Source organism: Citrobacter sp. TBCS-14, assembly GCF_005280805.1.
Lineage (GTDB): Bacteria > Pseudomonadota > Gammaproteobacteria > Enterobacterales > Enterobacteriaceae > Citrobacter > Citrobacter gillenii.
Genome location: NZ_SZWM01000614.1, coordinates 1 through 269, shown reverse-complemented (window position 1 = coordinate 269; position 269 = coordinate 1). Strand labels below are relative to the sequence as shown.

1 protein-coding gene is annotated in these 269 nt (G+C 49.4%); it reads right to left on the bottom strand.

Going from position 1 to position 269, the window contains the following annotated elements:
• Window positions 1-197: glycine cleavage system protein H (locus tag FDX22_RS20260; protein WP_370317641.1), on the bottom strand; the 197-nt coding region annotated here is incomplete at its 3' end.
• Between the last annotated feature and the right edge of the window lie 72 nt (window positions 198-269).

Sequence of the window (269 nt, the reverse complement as noted above, 5' to 3'; positions counted from 1 at the left end):
GCTTTTACGGACTCCGCAACGGCACAATCATCGCCCGCGCTGACGGTTGAGCCAACTTCGGGCAGGTCAACGAAAACCATGTCACCTAACAGCTCCTGAGCGTGTTCGGTGATACCAACGGTGTAAGAACCGTCAGCTTCTTTGCGCAGCCATTCATGTTCTTTGCTGTATTTCAGTTCTGCAGGTACGTTGCTCATCAATCAATCTCCAAAAAAGGATGAATTACGCGACGGCTTTGCCGTTACGCACAAAAACAGGTTTAGTCACTT